The sequence below is a fragment of the Acinetobacter sp. YH01004 genome (assembly GCF_013420455.1).
GTDB classification, from domain to species: domain Bacteria; phylum Pseudomonadota; class Gammaproteobacteria; order Pseudomonadales; family Moraxellaceae; genus Acinetobacter; species Acinetobacter towneri.
This window is the reverse complement of the sequence record NZ_VOXZ01000002.1, coordinates 101359-121018: the sequence shown is the minus strand read 5'-3', so window position 1 is coordinate 121018 and position 19660 is coordinate 101359. Positions and strand designations below refer to the sequence as shown.

Genomic DNA, 19660 nt, shown 5'->3' with positions numbered 1-19660 from the left:
ACTTTAGGCGTATAGCTCAGTTGGTTAGAGCGCTACGTTGACATCGTAGAGGTCTCCAGTTCGAGTCTGGATATGCCTACCAATACATTAAAATTATATGTTGTTACATAACTTCATATAAGTAATAAAGCTCTGAATTATAACGATTTAGGGCTTTTTTATTGCTTTTCTTAAAGATACATAAATTCGCTTATAGTTTAAAAATATGTACACAGTGGTGTACACATGTAAGTTTTCGGCTTATTTTGCACTAGAGCTTTGAAGCCTCTTTCCACATTTCATTTGTGCACTGATTCGTGAGCGAGAACATGGCACCATTGAGCATTTAATGGTTATGCCAGTCACGGTTTTTGAAATTATGCTGGCAAAGGTTTTATCGATGAGCCTTGTGGTGCTTTTAGCAGCTTTTTTAGGCTTAAAAGTAGTGGTGCAGGGGGCATTGCAGGTACCCATAGAAGGAAGTTTGTTGTTGTTTTTCTTTGGAGCCTTGCTGACCTTATTTGCAACAACCTCAATGGGTATATACATGGCAACCGTGTCTAAATCGATGCCGCAATTTGGTTTGCTGATGATGCTTATTTTGATTCCCTTGCAAATGCTGTCTGGGGCAAGTACACCAAGAGAAATCATTCAAAATATCATGCTGATTGCACCGACAACGCATTTTGTAACATTGGCTCAAGCAGTTTTATACCGAAATGCAGGATTGGATGTGGTCTGGCCTTCGTTTCTATGGCTAATCGCAATTGCAACAATTTTTTTCGATGTATCTTGGAAACGCTTTAAAAATACCATCCATACAATGGCTTAATGTGATGAATTAAGTTTGATGGTTGAAGCAAAAATTTTGATTAAGGTGTATTAAAAGTTACACTAGGCATAATTTTTGCTAATATGTATGAAAATTGTTCAATAAAAGTAAATGACATGAAACACATTCTTGTACCAGTTTTGGTGGTGTTGGTCGTTTTATTAGGTTATCTCGTTTACTTGGAAGAGGAAACGCGAAAGCAGACAGAACTGAACCAAGTTTTGACTGAATCTGCAAATTTATCGCTAGAAAAAACAGAAGCGGCTACACCACAGATTTTGCAAGTCACAGAATAAGCGTAGAAATCTCTAACATGTTGTGTGGTAATTGCTTTATTCATCACACTTTTGTGTGCTTCACTTTATCGTAAAATTTTATCTTTAATTCAAAAAACTAGAATTTTTAAAAAATCCCTATGGTATAATTTGCCAATTGAAACTGCTTCATCACAACTCAAAGGCATTACTTTTGAGAGTGACTGAAGTAAAAAAAGATGAACAAAGCTGCATAAAATTTATGCGGCTTTTTTATTTAGCATTCCGAATTTTTGATTTTGATAAAATCAAATGCTTGATTGTGAATTAAGTTTATCTTTTTCATGTAATTTTACATGCTCATTGGGCAAATCCATTGCCGCAACTGACACAGGCTTTTAAGTGCTGACTTAAAATTGTGTCATGCTGCAAATTCAGTTTATTTACAGGGGCTAGGTCATGACGACTCCTAATCCATCCTCAGCGGGAATGCTTGAGCGCTTATTCAAATTAAGTGAAAACAAGACCACATTCCGTACCGAGATTTTGGCGGGTGTAACCACATTCTTAACCATGTGTTACATCATTATTGTCAATCCGATGATTTTATCTGAAACAGGAATGGATCATGGAGCTGTCTTTGTCGCCACCTGTTTAGCCGCAGCTATTGGCTGCTTGGTGATGGGAATTGTTGCCAATTACCCAATCGCACTCGCACCAGGCATGGGGCTAAACGCCTATTTCACTTACTCGGTTTGTTTAGGCATGGGTGTGCCTTGGCAAACGGCTTTGGCTGCAGTTTTTGTATCAGGGATTATTTTCATTGCCATTAGCATGTTTAAAATCCGTGAAGCCATTGTTAATGCCATTCCCATGTCATTAAAATTAGCCATAGGCGGTGGTATTGGTTTATTCCTTGCTTTAATCGCGCTTAAAAATGCTGGTGTTATTGTCGATAATCCTGCGACTTTGGTGGGCTTAGGTGACTTAAAACAACCCACTGTACTTTTAGCGCTATTGGGGTTTTTAATGGTGGTGGTGATGCATCACTTTAAAGTGCGTGGTGCAATTATCATCAGTATTTTGGTGCTAACTGCGATTTCAACAGCTTTAGGTTTAAGTGAATTTAAAGGAGTGGTTGGTGAAATTCCATCTATTGCACCTACTTTTATGCAAATGGACTTTGAAGGTCTATTTACAGCAAGTTTAATTGGTGTAATTTTCGTATTTTTCTTGGTCGATTTATTTGACTCCACAGGCACTTTAGTGGGTGTTTCACACCGCGCAGGCTTATTACAAGATGGCAAATTACCTCGTTTGAAAAAAGCGCTTTTTGCCGATTCTTCTGCAATTGTTGCAGGTGCGGCATTGGGTACATCTTCAACAACGCCGTATATTGAATCATCTGCAGGTGTTGCAGCGGGTGGTCGTACAGGCTTAACCGCAGTGATTGTTGGCTTGTTGTTTATTGCCTGTTTGTTCTTGGCACCACTTGCGCAATCGGTACCAGGTTTTGCGACTGCACCTGCCTTGTTATTTGTGGGTGTGTTGATGATTCAAGGCATTGTGCATATTGATTGGGATGACATCACCGAAGCCGTGCCTGCATTCTTAACAGTCGTGTTCATGCCATTTACTTATTCTATTGCCGATGGCATCGCTATGGGCTTTATTAGCTATGCGCTGATTAAACTACTCACTGGCAAAGCCAAGTCTGTACCTTATATGGTGTGGATTATTGCTGCACTTTGGGCATTAAAATTTGCCATGTTTGGCGGTTAATATTCTTAAACTGAAAAGGGGTGTAAACTCAGTTTGCACCCTTTTTTATTTTGATCAATTTTTTAATATTCTCCCATAAAATAGCAAAAAGGACAGAACATGAATCAACTTGAGCTAATCTGTGCATTACCTAAAGCAGAATTGCATGTGCATATTGAAGGTACTTTTGAACCTGAATTGATGTTTGCCATTGCGCAGCGCAACCAAATAGACATCCCTTATCAGTCCGTAGAAGAAGTCAAACAAGCATATAACTTTCATAACTTGCAGTCTTTTTTAGATATTTATTATGCAGGCGCACAAGTGTTGGTGCATGAGCAAGATTTTTACGATTTGGCTTGGGCATATTTTGAAAAATGTGTTGAAGACCGTGTGGTACATACCGAAATGTTTTTTGATCCGCAAACCCATACCGAGCGTGGTGTGGCATTTGCAACCGTGATTAATGGCTTACAACGTGCTTGTGATGATGCGCAAACAAAATTAGGCATCAGTTCAAATTTAATTATGTGTTTCTTGCGTCATTTAAGCGAAGATGCAGCATTTGCCACACTTGAACAGGCTTTGCCTTATAAAGATCAAATTATCGCAGTGGGTTTGGACTCAAGCGAAGTTGGACATCCACCTTCAAAGTTTGAACGTGTCTTTGCCAAAGCACGTGAAGCAGGCTTTTTAGTCGTGGCACATGCAGGCGAAGAAGGGCCAGCCGAATATGTTTGGGAAGCATTAGATTTACTGAAAGTAAACCGTATTGATCATGGTGTGCGTTCTGAAGAAGATCCTGTATTAATGCAACGTCTAATTGCAGAGAAAATGCCGCTCACGGTCTGTCCATTGAGTAATTTAAAGCTATGCGTAGTGGATGATATGGCACAGCACAACATCCGCCGTTTATTGCAGCAGGGTGTTAAAGTGACAGTTAATTCAGATGATCCATCTTATTTTGGTGGTTATATGAATGATAACTTTGTTGCTATTAGCCAAGCTTTAGATTTAAGCAATGCTGAATTAAAACAATTGGCGGTTAATTCTTTTGAAGCTTCATTTATTTCGGCTGAAGAAAAGCAAAAATGGATTGAGCAAATTCAAGCATTGGGATGAGTTAAACTGAATTTAGATTAGCTTAGACTACAAAAAAGCAGCTTAATTTAAGCTGCTTTTTTGTGGGAGAACGATTTGAATCGCTTTAAACTCAAGCTTTAAAAATTATTTACCTTGTTGCGTCATACTACGCAATACATCGTCTTTATCTATAAAGTGATGTTTAAGTGCTGCAAGCATATGCCCAACCACCATTGCCCCTGCAAACCATGACAAATAAGTATGCACAGGTTTAACAATTGCTAATAGTTCGGGGTTCTTATCCACCAAGGCTGGAATTTCAAATAAATACAACACAGGCACAGGTTTACCCACGCTCCAGCTAAACAAACAGCCCGTGATTGGAATCGCAATCAGCATAAAATACAGACCTAGATGTCCTAAATGCGCTAGTGTTTTCATCAACGGTGACATGCTGTCAGGCAGTTGTGGCGCAGGGTGGGTGTAACGCCAAAATAAGCGAATCACCAATAAAAATAATCGCCATGAGCCAATGTAAAACTTGTGCGGTACGGGTGTAATATGAAGTGGAACTGTTCATGTTGTATTTCAGGCGAATAGTGTGCTTGCATGCTAAACAACAGCATGTAGCGAAAAAAGTATCCACCTGCAACGGAGTGTTGAAAATCTGCGACGCTGCAAAAAAATAGCGTTCTTGAGGGAACGAGCATATTTTTTGCTGCTATTGCGTTATGAGTCAGTCATTTAGAATGACTAATTTCCTGCCTCATGCTTTATATCGGCTAAAAAACGTTGCGAGATATATCTCTCATGTCGCAAACATAGAAGAATTATCAACAGCCTCTAGCCTAAGCACTTGAATGTAGAAATTGCAAAAAGCTATTCCTTCGCCAAACAAGTTTAGGCACAATAGCGGCATTGTTTCACCCAAATGACTTGAATATTAAATACAGGAAATATCCATGAAAAAACTACTCGCTGTATTGGCACCTATCGCTTTGGTTTTATCTGCATGTACCACCACTACAGGTACTACTACAGGAACGACAACTGCACCGACAGCAACTCAACAATTGGGTATGGCGGCGATTAAAATTGCAATTAATGCCAAGTGTGTGACTGAATTAAACAACATTCCTGCATGGCACACTGCGACACGTGTTATGACACCAACGCAAAAGCAAAATGTTCAAGCGGAAATTTGTGGTTGTGTCAGTGAAAAAGCACCACAAAACGTGACTGCAGTAGATTTAGCCACTGCAGCAATTGACCCTGCTGCACGTGCAACGATTGTGAGCAATGCAGTATCAAGAACCATTAATGCATGTGTGGCAGAAGCAGTAAGATAAGTTTACTGATTCTGTAAAATTAAAGATGGTGCGTGTTGATTCGCATCGTAAGATAGGCTGAAGATTTCAGCCTATTTTTTCTGGAAAAAGATGATGAAAATTGCAGGTGTAGATGAAGCAGGGCGTGGGCCTTTAGTGGGTTCTGTTGTCGCTGCGGCAGTTATTTTAGATCCGAATAACCCGATTGAAGGTTTAAATGATTCTAAAAAACTGACAGAAAAAAAGCGTGAAAAGTTATTTGTTGAAATTCAGGAAAAGGCTTTGGCTTGGGCAATTGCAGAAGCATCTGCAGCCGAAATTGATGAACTGAATATTTTGCAAGCGTCGTTATTGGCGATGCGTCGTGCGGTGGAAGCCTTATCTATTCAACCTGAGCATGTCTTAGTCGATGGCAATAAAATTCCGCAGGGTTTAGCGATGTCTTGTGATGCCGTTGTTGGGGGAGATGCATTACATGCAGAGATTTCGGCAGCCAGTATTTTAGCTAAAGTGGCGCGTGACCGTGAAATGGTATTGCTTGATCAAGCATTTCCACAATTTGGTTTTGCCAAACATAAAGGTTATCCAACCAAAGCACATTTTGAAGCCATTGCACAGCATGGCGTGATTGCGGCACATCGACGTAGTTTTGCACCTGTGCGTAAAGCTTTAGAATTAATGGAAAACTCACAGTAATTTTCATGCAAAACTTGTGCTGAGTTGCCTGTAAAATAGTCTTTACATGCTTCGAATCAGCGAGCAACTCTGAAATGATGCGAGTTTTTAAAAAGCATTCAGCAGAAAAATTTAAAGCGGCAAATGAGCCGCTTTATATTCAATTACCTTAATCGTTTAACGATTAAAGTCATTTTGCGAGTAGTTATCTTCTTCAAATGAAGGTTGATAATCTTGATCTAAATGTTGCAAATGCTCATGCATGGCACGCTCGTGTTGAATACGTTGATAGATTTCTTCACGATGAACCGATACTTCTTTCGGGGCATTTACACCAATACGAACTTGGTTACCTTTGACACCAAGCACAGTCACGCTGACTTGGTCCCCAATCATTAATGTTTCTCCGACACGTCGGGTCAGAATCAGCATGTTTATCTCCTTGCAAAATGCTAAACCTGCATTGATTTTTAAAGCAATTTAAAAGTCACAACCAAATAAAAACCAGTAAATTTTAACGGAACGTATCATTATTTATTTTATAAGATACAGCGCTGCCAAAATTTATGAAAGCATGTTGCTCAATATAACAGAGCCACTATAAAAAAAACTATAGTGGCTCTATTTTTTTGTACTTTTTCGCAAAATTTGTCAGACAATTACATTTTCTGACAGGGGCGTATTAAGCGCGTGCGCTAGACTCACCGCTTTCACGATCTAGACCAAATACAGTGTGTAAAGTACGTACTGCAAGCTCTAAATAGTTTTCTTCAATAATGACTGAAATTTTAATTTCAGAAGTAGAAATCATTAGAATGTTGATGCCTTCATCTGCAAGTGCAGTAAACATTTTGCTTGCAACACCTGCGTGTGAACGCATACCTACACCTACGATAGATACTTTCACGATGTCACCACGTGTAGCGACTTCACGTGCACCAATTTCTTTGGCAGTTGCTTCAAGAATTGATTTTGCTTTGGCAAGTTCGCCACGGTTTACAGTAAAAGTAAAGTCGGTAGTACCATCTTCTTCTACGTTTTGGATGATCATGTCAACTTCAACATTGGCAGCGCCAATAGGTGACAAGATTTTAGATGCAATACCTGGCTCATCAGGCACACCTAAAATAGTTAATTTTGCTTCGTCACGGTTAAACGCGATACCTGAGATGATAGGTTGTTCCATGTTGTCTTCCAATTCAGTAGTAATGAGTGTGCCGACATTTTGTTTAAAATCTTCGTCGAATGCGCCATCATTGTCATTATCAAAACTTGATAATACACGTAAAGGTACTTGGTATTTACCTGCAAATTCAACCGCACGAATTTGCAATACTTTAGAACCTAAAGAAGCCATTTCTAGCATTTCTTCAAAAGAAATACGATCTACTTTTTTGGCTTTTGGTGCAACGCGTGGGTCTGTGGTGTAAACGCCATCTACGTCAGTGTAAATTTGACATTCATCGGCTTTCAATGCAGCAGCAAGTGCAACGCCAGAAGTATCAGAACCGCCACGACCTAAAGTCGTGGTGTTACCTTCAGCATCAAACCCTTGGAAACCAGCAACCACAATCACACGGCCTGCGTCTAGGTTTTCAGTTAACACGTCAGTATTAATCGCTTCAATACGTGCTTTGGTAAATGCGCTGTCAGTTTGAATACCAACTTGGCGACCAGTTAGTGATTTTGCTGCAACGCCAATAGAATTCAGCGCCATCGCTAACATCGAAATCGTCACCTGTTCGCCTGTAGACACCATTTGGTCTAATTCACGCGGATCAGGGGTTTCGGTAATGGCTTTCGCGAGAGCGAGTAGGCGATTGGTTTCGCCACTCATGGCAGAAACGACAACCACTACTTTGTGGCCATGATCATGCCAGCGCTTCACACGACGAGCAACATTTAAAATGCGCTCGGGAGTACCCATTGAGGTACCGCCATATTTTTGAACGATTAGTGCCATAGTTGTTCCATATAAGCCATGACCCCGAATTTACCTGCTCAGGGTCAGTTACACAAAAAGTGAGATTATTTTGCCGCAAGCCAAGCAGTTAAACCTGCCATCACCGTTGCAAAGTTCTCGTTAAGTGGCGCGCCACCTTGTGCCAAATCAGGTTTACCACCACCTTTACCACCTAGTTCTGTAGCCAAGTGTTTGATGATGTCTCCTGCTTTAATCGTAGCAGTAAAGTCTGGTGCAACAGAAGCGATTAAGCTGACTTTATCGCCTTCTACACCTGCAAGTACAATCACTGCTTGGTCGAGTTTGGATTTTACACCGTCGTGCAAATTACGCAGTGATTTTGCATCCATATTTTGTACAGTGGTAATGAGCGTGGTACGTCCAGCAAGTTCTTGTACTTGACTTAAAAGTTCAGCTGCTTGGAAGTGCGCTAATTTTTGATTGAGCTGTTCAATCTGCTTTTGAAGGCTAGATGCTGTATCGACCAATGTATTCACTTTTTCTAAAGTTTGGTCTTTTTGTGCTTTCAACAAAGCATTGATGCTGTTGATATCGCGTTCAGTTTTTTGAACGGCTTCAACGGCTTTGCTGCCTGTAATTGCTTCAATACGACGTACACCAGCTGCAACACCACCTTCAGAGATGATTTTGAACAGACCAATATCACCTGTACGTTTCACGTGAATACCGCCACAAAGTTCAATGGAGAAGTTTTTATCTTCAATGATTGAACCCATAGAAAGTACGCGAACTTCATCGCCATACTTTTCACCAAATAGCATCATTGCGCCTTTGGCTTTGGCTGCTTCAATATCCAGTAATTCAGTAGAAACTGCGGTATTGGCAATGACTTCTGCATTTACCAAACGCTCAATTTCTTGCAATTGTTCAAATGACACAGGTTGGTCATTGGCAAAGTCAAAACGTAAAATATCAGAAGCAACCAACGAACCTTTTTGCTGTACGTGTGCACCTAAAACTTGACGTAGGGCAGCGTGCAATAAGTGTGTTGCAGAGTGGTTGCGTGCAGTAGCTTCGCGGATGTCTGCTTTTACAATCGCTTCCACCGCTTGCGCAGCTTTTAAACTGCCCATGGTAACAATACCTTGATGAACAAAAGCACCGCCAGATTTTTTGGTGTCTTGAACTTCAAAAATACCTGTTTCGTTTTTGAATAGACCTGTATCACCAATCTGACCACCGCTTTCTGCATAGAACGGGGTTTGATTGAGTACGATTAAAGCTTCATCGCCTTCAACTACTTCATCGACTTGTTCGCCATCTTTATAAATAGCCACAATTTGACCCTGACCAGTCGTTGCGTCATAGCCATCAAATTGAGTTTCACCTTCAACTTTTACAATTGAGTTGTAGTCAACGGCAAATTTACCTGCATCGCGTGCACGTTGACGTTGCGCTGCCATTTCAACTTCAAAGCCTGCTTCGTCAATGGTCAAGTCGCGTTCACGTGCAATATCTGCCGTTAAATCTGTTGGGAAGCCGTAAGTGTCATATAGTTTAAATACCACTTCACCAGGAATGACCGAGCCTTTAAGCTGTGCCAATTCACCTTCAAGCAATTTCAAACCTTGCTCAAGCGTTTTGGCAAATTGTTCTTCTTCTTTTAGAAGTTGCGCTTCAATACGCGCTTGATTTGCTGCAAGTTCAGGATAAGCTTGACCCATTACTTCAATTAAAGGCTGAAGCATTTTGTGGAAGAATGAACCTGTTGCGCCAAGCTTGTTGCCGTGACGTACTGCACGACGAATAATACGACGCAATACATAACCACGACCTTCATTCGATGGATTCACGCCATCGGCAATTAGGAAGCAGCAAGAACGAGCGTGGTCAGCAACTACTTTGAGTGAAGCAGGGTAGTCTACAGGCTTGCCAGTTTGCTGTGCAGTTACTTCAAGAGCAGTCGTGTCTAAACCAATAATCTGTGCTGCATTTTTGAGTAAGTGCTGGAACAGATCAATTTCGTAGTTAGAGTTGACGTGTTGCAATACTGCAGAAATACGCTCCAAGCCCATGCCTGTATCTACAGACGGTGCTGGAAGTGGGTGTAATACACCATCTGCAGTGCGGTTGAACTGCATGAATACGTTGTTCCAAATTTCAATGAAACGGTCGCCATCTTCTTCAGGTGTGCCTGGTAAGCCACCCCAGATATGATCGCCATGATCATAGAAAATTTCAGAACACGGACCGCAAGGACCTGTATCACCCATTGCCCAGAAGTTGTCTGAAGCATATTGGCCGCCTTTGTTATCGCCAATACGGATAATACGAGAAGCATCTAAACCAATTTCTTTGTTCCAGATGTCAAATGCTTCATCATCGGTGTGGTAAACCGTGGCATATAAACGGTCTTTTGGTAGCGCTAACCATTGTTCACTGGTTAAAAATTCCCAAGCAAATTTAATTGCATCACGTTTGAAATAATCACCAAACGAGAAGTTACCTAACATTTCAAAGAAAGTATGGTGACGTGCGGTATAACCCACATTGTCTAAATCGTTATGTTTACCGCCTGCACGCACACATTTTTGTGACGATACAGCACGTACATAATCACGTTTTTCTAACCCAAGGAAACAGTCTTTAAACTGGTTCATACCTGCATTGGTAAATAACAGGGTTGGGTCATTGGCGGGTACTAGAGAACTCGATGCGACACGTGTATGCCCTTGCGATTCAAAGTAACGCAAAAATGCTTCACGAATTTCAGCTGATGTCATAAAACGAGTACTCACAACCAAGTCACTCCATAAATTCCGATTTGGCTAAACGCAAGACAGTCTGACAAAAATAATTCTTTTGCTGTCATGCAGGCTTAAAATTTTAAAAACGCCAAATTATAACGGAAAAAGCCATTATCACCAATCATTTTAGTGTGAATAGATGACAATTCTGACGCAAACTTGGTTGCGATTACGCAGAATAAATCTTTGCAATAGAAGATGATGAACATTTACATTCAAAATAAGCGTTTACTGTAGGTCACGGAGTATGCCGAACTGCCATAAAGTAGAATACAAAATTTAAGAAAACGTAAATGTAAGCTAGAAAGTCAAAGCTGATATTTTTGATTTGCCGAATTAAACAACAAATTGCGTGAAAATTCGCAGAATTGATCTGATTTTTTTCAGTAAGGCCTCAAAATCTATTAACATAGTCTGTGCTTAAATTTTGATTTCATTATGAAAGGATCGGTCATGCAACGAGTGGCAATCAATGGCTTTGGTAGAATCGGGCGCAATGTGCTGCGGGCTTGGTTTGAAAATCCCAAAGACTTTCATTTTGAAATCGTCGCCATAAATGACATTGCCGATGTAGAAACCTTGGTTCATTTATTTAAATATGACAGTACCCATGGTCGTTTTAAAGGACAGGTGGAAATTAGCCTCGAAAATGAACAGATTTTTTTGAATATTTCTGCAGGTTTGGCGCAATTAAAAGTTCAGGTGTTGAATCAGGCTCAACCTGCGCAATTACCGTGGCAAGCCTTAAATGTTGATGTGGTATTGGAATGTACAGGGTTGTTCCGTTCCCGCGAGGCGGCAACGCAGCATATTACTGCGGGCGCCAAACGTGTAATTATTGGTGCTGCACCATTCGATACTGTAGATGCTGCGATTGTTTATGGTGTGAATCATCATGAAGTCAAAAGTACCGACCAAATTATTTCCAGCGTATCTTGTACCACGCAGGCTTTAGTACCATTAGTTAAAATCATTGATGATGCTTTCGGAATTGATACCGCATTAATGACTGAAATTCATGCAGTCACAGCCGATCAAACTGTATTGGATCAAGCACACCGTGATTTACGTCGTGCGCGTGCATCAGGGCAAAATATTATTCCTACAACTTCATCTGCCTTGGGTGCATTAAAACAAGTCATGCCAAAAATGGCAGATCGGATTGATGGTTACTCGATTCGTGTACCGACCATTAATGTTGCAGCTATTGATTTAACTTTTATTTCTCAGTCACCAATTACGGTGCACAAATTGAATCAGGTGTTGTGTGCTTCGGCAGCGCATGATTATGCCGAAATTATGCAAGTGACCGATGAGCCTTTGGTATCGAGCGACTTTAACCATTCACCTTATTCTTTAATTGTCGATTTAAGTCAAACCATGGTCGTGGGTCATCAAGCCAAAGTTTTTGCGTGGTATGACAACGAGTGGGGTTATGCCAACCGTTTACTAGATTTGTGTGAATCTTTTAGTCAACGGGCGGTGTAAGCGGCTACTTTTTAAGACATATACAAAGTGTAAAAAGCATGTAATAGTGATGAAAGATTTTATAATTCGTATTCACAGTTAATTCACTGATTGATATAACAAAGTTTGCATAGAAAATTTGAATAGAGTAGTGGCATGATGATTATTTTATTGTGGGGATTTATTTTTTTGCTGGCACTTGCTGTCATTTTTCTGATTTGGTTGCAATTTAAAAATCAGGCAGACAGCAGCAGCGACGTGCAGCATCAACAGCAAGTCGAGCAAAAAGTATTACATTTAGAAGAGCATCTAAAAAAGACGTTGGAGATTATGCAAGATTTGGCTAAAAAGATGCAGGTTCAGCAAGATGCGCTAGATAAAACCGTGCAAAAAACCGCACAGCTTGAAATGCAAAATGCTGAGTTGGTCAGTTTATTGGCAAAGGCGGTGAAATCAAATCAGGACTTTTAAATGATGGCTTTGAAAGATGTGGTGTATTCATATTTTTTTACCGCATATTTCAGAAAAAGTCAGGTGCATGAGCAAAAGTATCATGCTAAACTAGGAGAAATCGGGTGTGCTCCCGATTTTTTTATGCGGATTCGTTCCGCGCAAACAAGAATTTAGGTTTACAACATGCCCATTTCAGAGACATGGTTATTACCTGATGGTGTAGCTGATGTATTACCAGAACAAGCGCAAGTGATTGAAAGCTTGCGTCGTAAGTCACTGGATTTCCTCGCATCTCGAGGTTATCAGTTGGTGTACACGCCATTCATAGAATACATTGAATCTCTATCTTCTCTTTCAGAATCGAATCAAGATTTAGACCTTGCCACATTTAAAGTGATCGACCAACTTTCAGGTCGTTTGCTGGGTGTTCGTGCCGATATGACACCACAAGTGGCGCGTATTGATGCGCATGTACATCCTGTAGATGGCATTGCACGTTACTGCTATGCAGGTACGGTTTTACATACCAAACCACAAGGTTTTAATACCACACGTGCACCATTGCAATTGGGTGCAGAGTTATTTGGTTCAGACAGCATTGATGCCGATGTAGAAATGGTTGATCTGATGCTCAGCTTGCTAAAAGAGGCAGGTTTGGCAGAAGGTGTGCATTTAGACTTGGGTCATGTCGGCTTGTTCCGTAGCTTGGTTAAACAAGCAGAATTAAGCAAAGCCACTGAACGTCAATTGTCAGATTTATATCAGCGTAAAGCATTGCCTGAATTGGCAGAATTTACCCAAGATTTAAATTTCGGTTCAGATTTTTATGCTTTAGGTCGCTATGCCAGTGATTTAACTGCTTTGCAGGCTCATTTAAGTGCTGATGTGTTGGAAAATACCGAATTTAAGCAAGCGTTTGAAGCCGTGAAAGCAACACAAGCTGAAATTCAGGCACGTTGGCCAAACTTGCATATTGGTATTGATGTGGTTGAGCTGCGTTCTTATCACTATCACACAGGTTTAATGTATGCAGTGTATGCGCCAAATCGTGCTGCACCATTGGCACAAGGCGGTCGTTATGATGGCATTGGTCAGCATTTCGGACGTGCGCGCCCTGCAACAGGTTTCTCTTGTGACTTGTTTGTATTAAGTGCAGGTCGTTTTGAATCATCGTCTGTTGTTGTTGCGCCTAAAGGCTCACAACCTGATTTAATCGCGGCTATCCAAAACACACGTGCGCAAGGCTTTAGTGTAATTCAATTGTTGGGTAATGATGATTTAAACTCGGTTCCATACGCAACGCACCAATTGGTTCTTGCAAATGGTGAGTGGACAGTCGAAAAAATTTAATCGCCAAGGCATGTTTCATGTTACAGGTCTTGGTTTTCAATTTTAACAGCATGATGTAATGAGGCTATTATGGGCAAGAATGTTGTGGTACTTGGTACCCAATGGGGCGACGAAGGTAAAGGTAAGATCGTCGACCTGCTCACAGATCAGGCGGCGGCAGTCGTTCGTTATCAAGGCGGACACAACGCAGGCCATACTCTCGTGGTTGGTGGTAAGAAAACTGTATTACACCTCATTCCATCAGGTATTTTACGTGAAAACGTACTGTGCTTAATTGGTAATGGTGTAGTACTTTCTCCTGAAGCACTCATTAAAGAAATGGGTATTTTGGAACAAGAAGGCGTGCCAGTGAAAGAGCGTTTACGTATTTCACCAAACTGTCCGCTTATTTTGCCGAACCACATTGCACTTGACCAAGCACGTGAGAAAAAACGTGGTAATGCCAAAATTGGTACAACAGGTCGTGGTATTGGCCCAGCTTATGAAGACAAGGTTGCACGTCGTGCGATTCGTGTTGCTGACTTGGTTCGTGGCGGTGAAGCACTACGCGCTCAATTGACTGAATTATTGGACTATCACAACTTCCAATTGACACAATACTACGGTGTTGAAGCAGTTCAGTTAGATGAAGTTTTAGCGCTATGTGACCAATGGCGTGAAGTGATTGCACCATTAGTGGTTGATGTAACGACTGAAATTCATAATTACCGTAAAAACGGTGACAACATTATGTTTGAAGGTGCGCAAGGTTCATTACTTGATGTTGACCACGGTACTTATCCGTATGTGACTTCATCGAATACAACTGCGGGCGGTGTAAGCTCTGGTTCAGGCTTAGGTCCATTACATTTAGACTACGTTTTGGGGATTACCAAAGCTTATACCACACGTGTAGGTGCAGGCCCATTCCCAACTGAGTTGGTGTATGACGCAGCAAATGACGTAGGTGATGCGATTGGTAAACACTTAGGTACTGTGGGTCACGAGTTCGGTGCTTCTACAGGTCGTCAACGTCGTTGTGGTTGGTTTGATGCCGAAATTTTACGTCGTTCAGTCGATGTAAACTCACTGTCTGGTATCTGCTTGACCAAGTTAGACGTATTGGACGGTTTAGAAGAAATCAAAATCTGCGTAGGTTATGAAAATACCGATTCAGGTTGTGTAGGTTCTTCTGATGCGCTTGCATACGAAAACTTAAAGCCAATTTATGAAACAATGCCAGGTTGGTCTGAATCAACTGTGGGTGCGACCAGTGTAGAACAATTGCCTGAAAATGCAGTGAACTACATCAAACGTCTTGAGCAGTTAATTGAATGTCCAATCGACATTATTTCTACAGGTCCAGACCGCGCAGAAACTATCGTATTACGTCATCCATTTGATGCTTAAGTCGTTGTGATTTAGCATAGCATTTAAGCTCTGATGATGTATTCAGCCCTGTCTAAATGATGGGGCTTTTTATTGCTGTTGTTTCAGTTTCAATAGCGACTCATTTTTGGAAACATTATAGATGATGCTGAGTGAGTTGTTTTTTCAAGACTAAAGTTGCAGATGACTGGCGCTGTGCAGAGCAGGGTGGCTTGTTACAATGGCTTTAGAAAATTAAATTTAATTAAGGTTATGCAGGATGCATAAAAATATTACCAGTACGATTTTTTATTCTTTATTGTTTGCGATGGGCGGCGCACCGACCATTGCCATGATGCTGATTTTATCGCAAAAGCATGATCCGAATATTATGTACCAGGCATTTATTGGTTTAAGCGTTATTTTTGCCTGTATTTTGGTGCCACTGATTCTGATTCAAAATGCTTACCTACTCTACAAACGCAAAAATCCAGAAATGGAAGAAAAAGTAGAAGTAGTGTCTAAAATTTACTTGGGTTTAAATATTTTCTGTTTAGTATTTTGGTTGTGTTATCAATTTCTTTACTAGGGTAGTGATTGATCGCTCAAACATACAATCTGTACACAGCTTAGGCGTTGTTTACATAAATGATATGTTTATGAAGTGATTATAGATTTAAAGCCTTGAATTGATTTCATATAATTGATTGGTATGAAGATAGCTCGCAAGGCGGAGATTATTATAATGAACAAAAAACTGATGTTAAGTTTATGTGCCGCAGGCGCAATCACAGTTTCAGGGTGTACGACTGTTGCAGACATGGCGGGTGCAGATACTGCGACCTTAAATGCAACTGCTACCAAAAGCTATAATGAAATGGTGCAAGACGCACGCAATAAAAATCAGTTAGACACAAGCTCCACCACGTATAAACGTATCAATACTGTGTTTCAGCGTTTGATCCCACATGCCAATCAAATGAACCAAACAGGTCAGCCTTTCCAGTGGCAATTGGCGGTACTTAAGTCTGATCAAGTTAATGCTTTTGTCGCACCTGGTGGTAAAGTGGTGTTCTACACTGGTATTGTGAATAAACTGAATTTAACTGATGCTGAAATTGCCGCAATTATGGGGCATGAAATGGTGCATGCTTTAGAAGAACACGCGAAAAGTAAAATTGGTGCACAGGCTTTAACCAATATTGCCTTGAACGTAGGTTTAAGTGCGGCAGGCAATAACGTTGGTCAATTGGGTGCAGCAGCAGCGCAATTGGGTACCCAAATTGGGATTGGCTTGCCATATTCACGTAATTTGGAAAGTCGTGCCGATCAGGGTGGTTTAATGCTGATGGCGCGTGCAGGTTATAACCCACAAGCTGCAATTACCCTTTGGGAAAAAATGAACAAGCTTGAAGGTGGCGGCGGTGCGTCCTTCTTATCGACTCACCCATCGAACAGTCAGCGTATTGAAGCAATGCGTAAAAACTTGCCAGCAGCACAAGCGCTATATAACCAAAGTCGTCGTTAAGATGACCTCAGCCAGTTCAACTGGTTAAGATAAAACACAAAAAAGATGCGCATGGTTTTATGCGCATCTTTTTTTATGAAGACTTTTTGACTTTAAACAGCATAAAAATGATGAGTTATTGCTGAGTTCATATTTTTAATTTCATTTTAAAGCAGTGCTTAAAATAAAATTAGGGCGCTGGATTGGGTTGTTGACGATGAATGGCTTCAATGCCTTGTAAAATTTCATCTGATAAGGTGATGTCAAAGGCATCAATATTTTCTTTGAGTTGCGCCATATTCGTCGCGCCAATAATGGTACTTGTCACAAAAAATTGCTGCTTGATAAATGCCAGCGCCAGTTGCGTCAAACTCAAGCCGTGTTGTTCTGCAAGTTGGGCGTATTGCTCGGTTGCCCATTCGCTTTGTGGATTACTGTAACGGCTAAAACGTGAATATAGCGTGACACGTGCATTGGCAGGGCGTGCGCCATGACGGAATTTACCAGTTAAATAACCAAAAGCCAAAGGTGAGTAGGCGAGTAGTCCAACACCTTCATAATGGGCGATTTCAGACATGCCAATTTCATAAGTACGATTCAGCAGGTTATATGGATTTTGTACGCTGACAAATTTACTTAATCCTAATTGTTCTGCTAAGTGTAAAAACTTCATGGTGCCCCAAGGGGTTTCATTCGACAGACCTATATAGCGAATCCGTCCTTTTTGAATTTCTTGTTGCAACGCGGTTAAGGTTTCAGCAAGGTCGGTTACTTCTTGCGTATTTTGTGCTTCTTGGTTGCCATAACCAAGTTTGCCAAAAAAGTTGGTTGGGCGTTGTGGCCAGTGCAGTTGGTATAAGTCGATATAGTCGGTTTGCAGGCGTTTTAAATTGCCATCCAGTGCAGAATGAATATCCTCTGCGTTAAAGCGGGTTTTGCCGTCTCGAATATGACTGCCGCCTTGCGAAGGGCCTGCAATTTTAGAGGCTAAAAATAATTTGTCACGTCCGCCACGTTGCTGTAACCAATTGCCAATGATGGTTTCGGTTGCACCTTGAGTTTCTACTTTTGGTGGTACGGGATACATTTCTGCGGTATCCCAAAAATATAAGCCTCGTTCTAGCGCATAATCGAGTTGTTGAAAGGCTTCTTGCTGGGTATTTTGTTCACCAAATGTCATGGTGCCTAAACAGATTTCTGGAACTAGAATGCCTGTTTTTGCCAAAGGTCTAAATTGCATCTTAGCATCTCGCTTAACATTGTCTTTATGAAGTCATGTCCTAAGAGGCTAAACCATTTTGAGCCGCTTGTGGCAGTTAAAATTGCTGATGCTTTGTAATGGTCGTAAGAATTATATTTTTATAGTTGAAAATGGCTATAAGTTATATACAGGCAATAAAAAAGCAAATCCGAAGATTTGCTTTTTGCTTAGCATGTGGATGGCTTATTCGTCATCAAAGTCGCCATCAGTGGCTTCATTTTGCTCCAAAGAAGCATCAAAAATCAGAATGGCTTTACCATCAGTTTCAATCATGCCTTGCTCTTCAAGCGTTTTCAGTACACGACCAACCATTTCACGTGAACAACCAACAATACGGCCAATTTCCTGACGTGTAATACGAATCTGACGACCATTTGGTAAAATCATAGCTTCTGGCTGTGCAGAAAGGTCAATCAAACAACGTGCAATACGACCAGACACATCTATAAAGGCAAGGTCAGTTACCTTACGTGTAGTATTTTTTAAACGACGTACCAGCTGTGCAAAAACGGCATAGCTTAAGTCAGGATATTGTTTGCTGAGTTCGTGGAAGTTTTCATAAGTAATTTCTGCAATTTCACAGACATCACGAGTACGAACTTCTGCAGTACGTTGTGGATTCGATTCAAACAGACCCATTTCCCCAAAAAAGTCGCCTGGATTCAAATATGCCACAACAATTTCGCGATCATCATCTTCGCGAAGAATAATTGATACTGAACCTTTTAAAATCAAATATAACGATTTAGATTCAGTCCCTGCATCAACAATAGTTGTCCGTTTTGGATAACGGTTGATGTATGCACGTTTTAATAATGCTTTGACTGAGTCAGGCAGTTGTCCAGGGGACAATGCATCAGTGCTCAGCTGTGAAAAGTTTGAAGTCATGCTAACGGTTCCGAAAATGGATAAATAATAGATCGCACAAGACCTAGTCTGAACTTGTCACACAGTAGAGATGAAATTCCTTATCAACTCAAGTTATGTTAGTGTACAAATACCCGTGTCAATTTATAGTTTTTTTTAGGTAGTTGCAATGCAAACAAGTGTTCAGTGGTTAGAGAACGTTGCTTTTGAAGCCAAATCAGAAAGTGGTCATTCTGTAGTGATGGATGGATCTGCAGAATATGGCGGTGAAAACCGTGGTCCACGTCCTATGGAGTTAATCTTAATGGGACTTGGTGGTTGTGCTTCATTCGATATTGTGACTATTTTAAAGAAATCACGCCAAGAAGTGACGCATGTTGAATGTCAGTTAAAAGCAGAACGTGCCGATAGCATCCCTGCCGTGTTCACCAAAATTCATTTGCATTTTGTGGTCAAAGGCAAGGCTGTCAAGGAAAAGCAGGTTGCGAAGGCGGTTGAACTTTCAGCAGAAAAGTACTGTTCTGCCAGTAAAATGCTATCTGATGGTGGTGTTGAAATTAGCCATGATTTTGAAATTATTGAACAAGATTAAGCGTTGACTGATAGGTCATACAATGGTTGGTATATTTGCCAATCATTGTAACTAAATATTTCTATTTGCATGAATAATAATCAGAAGCCTTTAATTTGTTGATATACAAGTGTATGTCAATAATTCAACTCACTATAAAAAAATTACCAGATTAAACTTGAAATTTACTTTAA

The 19660-nt window shown here is 40.7% G+C and carries 17 protein-coding genes, 1 tRNA gene and 2 pseudogenes; 14 read left to right on the top strand and 6 right to left on the bottom strand.

Features of this window, described 5'->3' with window-relative positions; all coding sequences use genetic code 11:
* Window positions 1-5: 5 nt before the first annotated feature.
* The 5 genes and pseudogenes from FTT71_RS01025 (at window position 6) to FTT71_RS01005 (ending at window position 3948) form a co-directional block, all read left to right on the top strand.
* Window positions 6-82, top strand: a tRNA-Val gene (locus tag FTT71_RS01025).
* A 204-nt stretch (window positions 83-286) separates the two neighbouring features.
* Window positions 287-811 (top strand): annotated as a pseudogene (locus FTT71_RS01020) (ABC transporter permease); the annotation flags it as partial.
* A gap of 116 nt (window positions 812-927) precedes the next feature.
* The gene (locus FTT71_RS01015; protein ID WP_180064512.1) at window positions 928-1107 is read left to right on the top strand and encodes a hypothetical protein; all 180 of its coding nucleotides are present in this window, start codon (window positions 928-930) and stop codon (window positions 1105-1107) included.
* 417 nt (window positions 1108-1524) lie between these two features.
* Window positions 1525-2847, top strand: coding sequence for an NCS2 family permease (locus FTT71_RS01010; protein WP_179988410.1), 1323 nt, complete (start codon window positions 1525-1527; stop codon window positions 2845-2847).
* A gap of 99 nt (window positions 2848-2946) precedes the next feature.
* Complete coding sequence (locus tag FTT71_RS01005; protein ID WP_096901064.1) at window positions 2947-3948, top strand: adenosine deaminase; 1002 nt, start codon at window positions 2947-2949, stop codon at window positions 3946-3948.
* 105 nt (window positions 3949-4053) lie between these two features.
* On the opposite strand, the pseudogene FTT71_RS01000 reads toward FTT71_RS01005, so the two are convergent.
* Window positions 4054-4489 (bottom strand): annotated as a pseudogene (locus FTT71_RS01000) (cytochrome b).
* A 382-nt stretch (window positions 4490-4871) separates the two neighbouring features.
* On the opposite strand from FTT71_RS01000, the gene FTT71_RS00995 reads away from it, so the two are divergent.
* Together FTT71_RS00995 and rnhB are read left to right on the top strand one after the other, a co-directional pair.
* A complete protein-coding gene (locus tag FTT71_RS00995) occupies window positions 4872-5258 on the top strand; it encodes a hypothetical protein (protein WP_004971594.1) in 387 nt (128 codons plus the stop codon).
* A 93-nt stretch (window positions 5259-5351) separates the two neighbouring features.
* Complete coding sequence (rnhB, locus tag FTT71_RS00990) at window positions 5352-5933, top strand: ribonuclease HII (protein WP_004971591.1); 582 nt, start codon at window positions 5352-5354, stop codon at window positions 5931-5933.
* A gap of 156 nt (window positions 5934-6089) precedes the next feature.
* On the opposite strand, the gene csrA is transcribed toward rnhB, so the two are convergent.
* From csrA to alaS, 3 genes are all read right to left on the bottom strand, one after another.
* Window positions 6090-6344 (bottom strand): carbon storage regulator CsrA, encoded by a 255-nt coding sequence (gene csrA / locus FTT71_RS00985; RefSeq protein WP_004971589.1) that lies wholly within the window; start codon window positions 6342-6344, stop codon window positions 6090-6092.
* A gap of 250 nt (window positions 6345-6594) precedes the next feature.
* Window positions 6595-7875, bottom strand: coding sequence for an aspartate kinase (locus FTT71_RS00980; RefSeq protein WP_004971586.1), 1281 nt, complete (start codon window positions 7873-7875; stop codon window positions 6595-6597).
* Between the two features lie 65 nt (window positions 7876-7940).
* On the bottom strand, window positions 7941-10634 hold the full coding sequence (gene alaS, locus FTT71_RS00975) for an alanine--tRNA ligase (RefSeq protein ID WP_179989323.1): 2694 nt from the start codon (window positions 10632-10634) through the stop codon (window positions 7941-7943).
* A gap of 462 nt (window positions 10635-11096) precedes the next feature.
* Between alaS and FTT71_RS00970 the strand changes: the two genes are divergently transcribed.
* The 6 genes from FTT71_RS00970 (at window position 11097) to FTT71_RS00945 (ending at window position 16788) form a co-directional block, all read left to right on the top strand.
* Complete coding sequence (locus FTT71_RS00970) at window positions 11097-12131, top strand: type I glyceraldehyde-3-phosphate dehydrogenase (RefSeq protein WP_096901062.1); 1035 nt, start codon at window positions 11097-11099, stop codon at window positions 12129-12131.
* A gap of 135 nt (window positions 12132-12266) precedes the next feature.
* Complete coding sequence (locus tag FTT71_RS00965; protein ID WP_004971580.1) at window positions 12267-12581, top strand: hypothetical protein; 315 nt, start codon at window positions 12267-12269, stop codon at window positions 12579-12581.
* A gap of 165 nt (window positions 12582-12746) precedes the next feature.
* Window positions 12747-13913, top strand: coding sequence for an ATP phosphoribosyltransferase regulatory subunit (locus tag FTT71_RS00960; RefSeq protein WP_096901061.1), 1167 nt, complete (start codon window positions 12747-12749; stop codon window positions 13911-13913).
* Window positions 13914-13982: 69 nt separating this feature from the next.
* On the top strand, window positions 13983-15302 hold the full coding sequence (locus tag FTT71_RS00955; RefSeq protein ID WP_004971574.1) for an adenylosuccinate synthase: 1320 nt from the start codon (window positions 13983-13985) through the stop codon (window positions 15300-15302).
* Between the two features lie 238 nt (window positions 15303-15540).
* Window positions 15541-15849, top strand: coding sequence for a hypothetical protein (locus tag FTT71_RS00950; RefSeq protein WP_168542510.1), 309 nt, complete (start codon window positions 15541-15543; stop codon window positions 15847-15849).
* Between the two features lie 156 nt (window positions 15850-16005).
* On the top strand, window positions 16006-16788 hold the full coding sequence (locus FTT71_RS00945; RefSeq protein WP_004971571.1) for a M48 family metallopeptidase: 783 nt from the start codon (window positions 16006-16008) through the stop codon (window positions 16786-16788).
* A gap of 169 nt (window positions 16789-16957) precedes the next feature.
* Here FTT71_RS00945 and FTT71_RS00940 read toward each other — a convergent pair whose 3' ends face one another.
* A complete protein-coding gene (locus tag FTT71_RS00940) occupies window positions 16958-18007 on the bottom strand; it encodes an NADP(H)-dependent aldo-keto reductase (RefSeq protein ID WP_179989325.1) in 1050 nt (349 codons plus the stop codon).
* A 204-nt stretch (window positions 18008-18211) separates the two neighbouring features.
* Window positions 18212-18916 carry a cAMP-activated global transcriptional regulator CRP gene (gene crp, locus FTT71_RS00935; protein ID WP_167845925.1) on the bottom strand — a complete coding sequence of 235 codons (705 nt, stop codon included), beginning with the start codon at window positions 18914-18916 and terminating at the stop codon, window positions 18212-18214.
* Window positions 18917-19064: 148 nt separating this feature from the next.
* Here crp and FTT71_RS00930 point away from each other — a divergent pair, with 148 nt between their 5' ends.
* Window positions 19065-19487 (top strand): OsmC family protein, encoded by a 423-nt coding sequence (locus FTT71_RS00930; protein WP_004971563.1) that lies wholly within the window; start codon window positions 19065-19067, stop codon window positions 19485-19487.
* Window positions 19488-19660 lie beyond the last annotated feature (173 nt).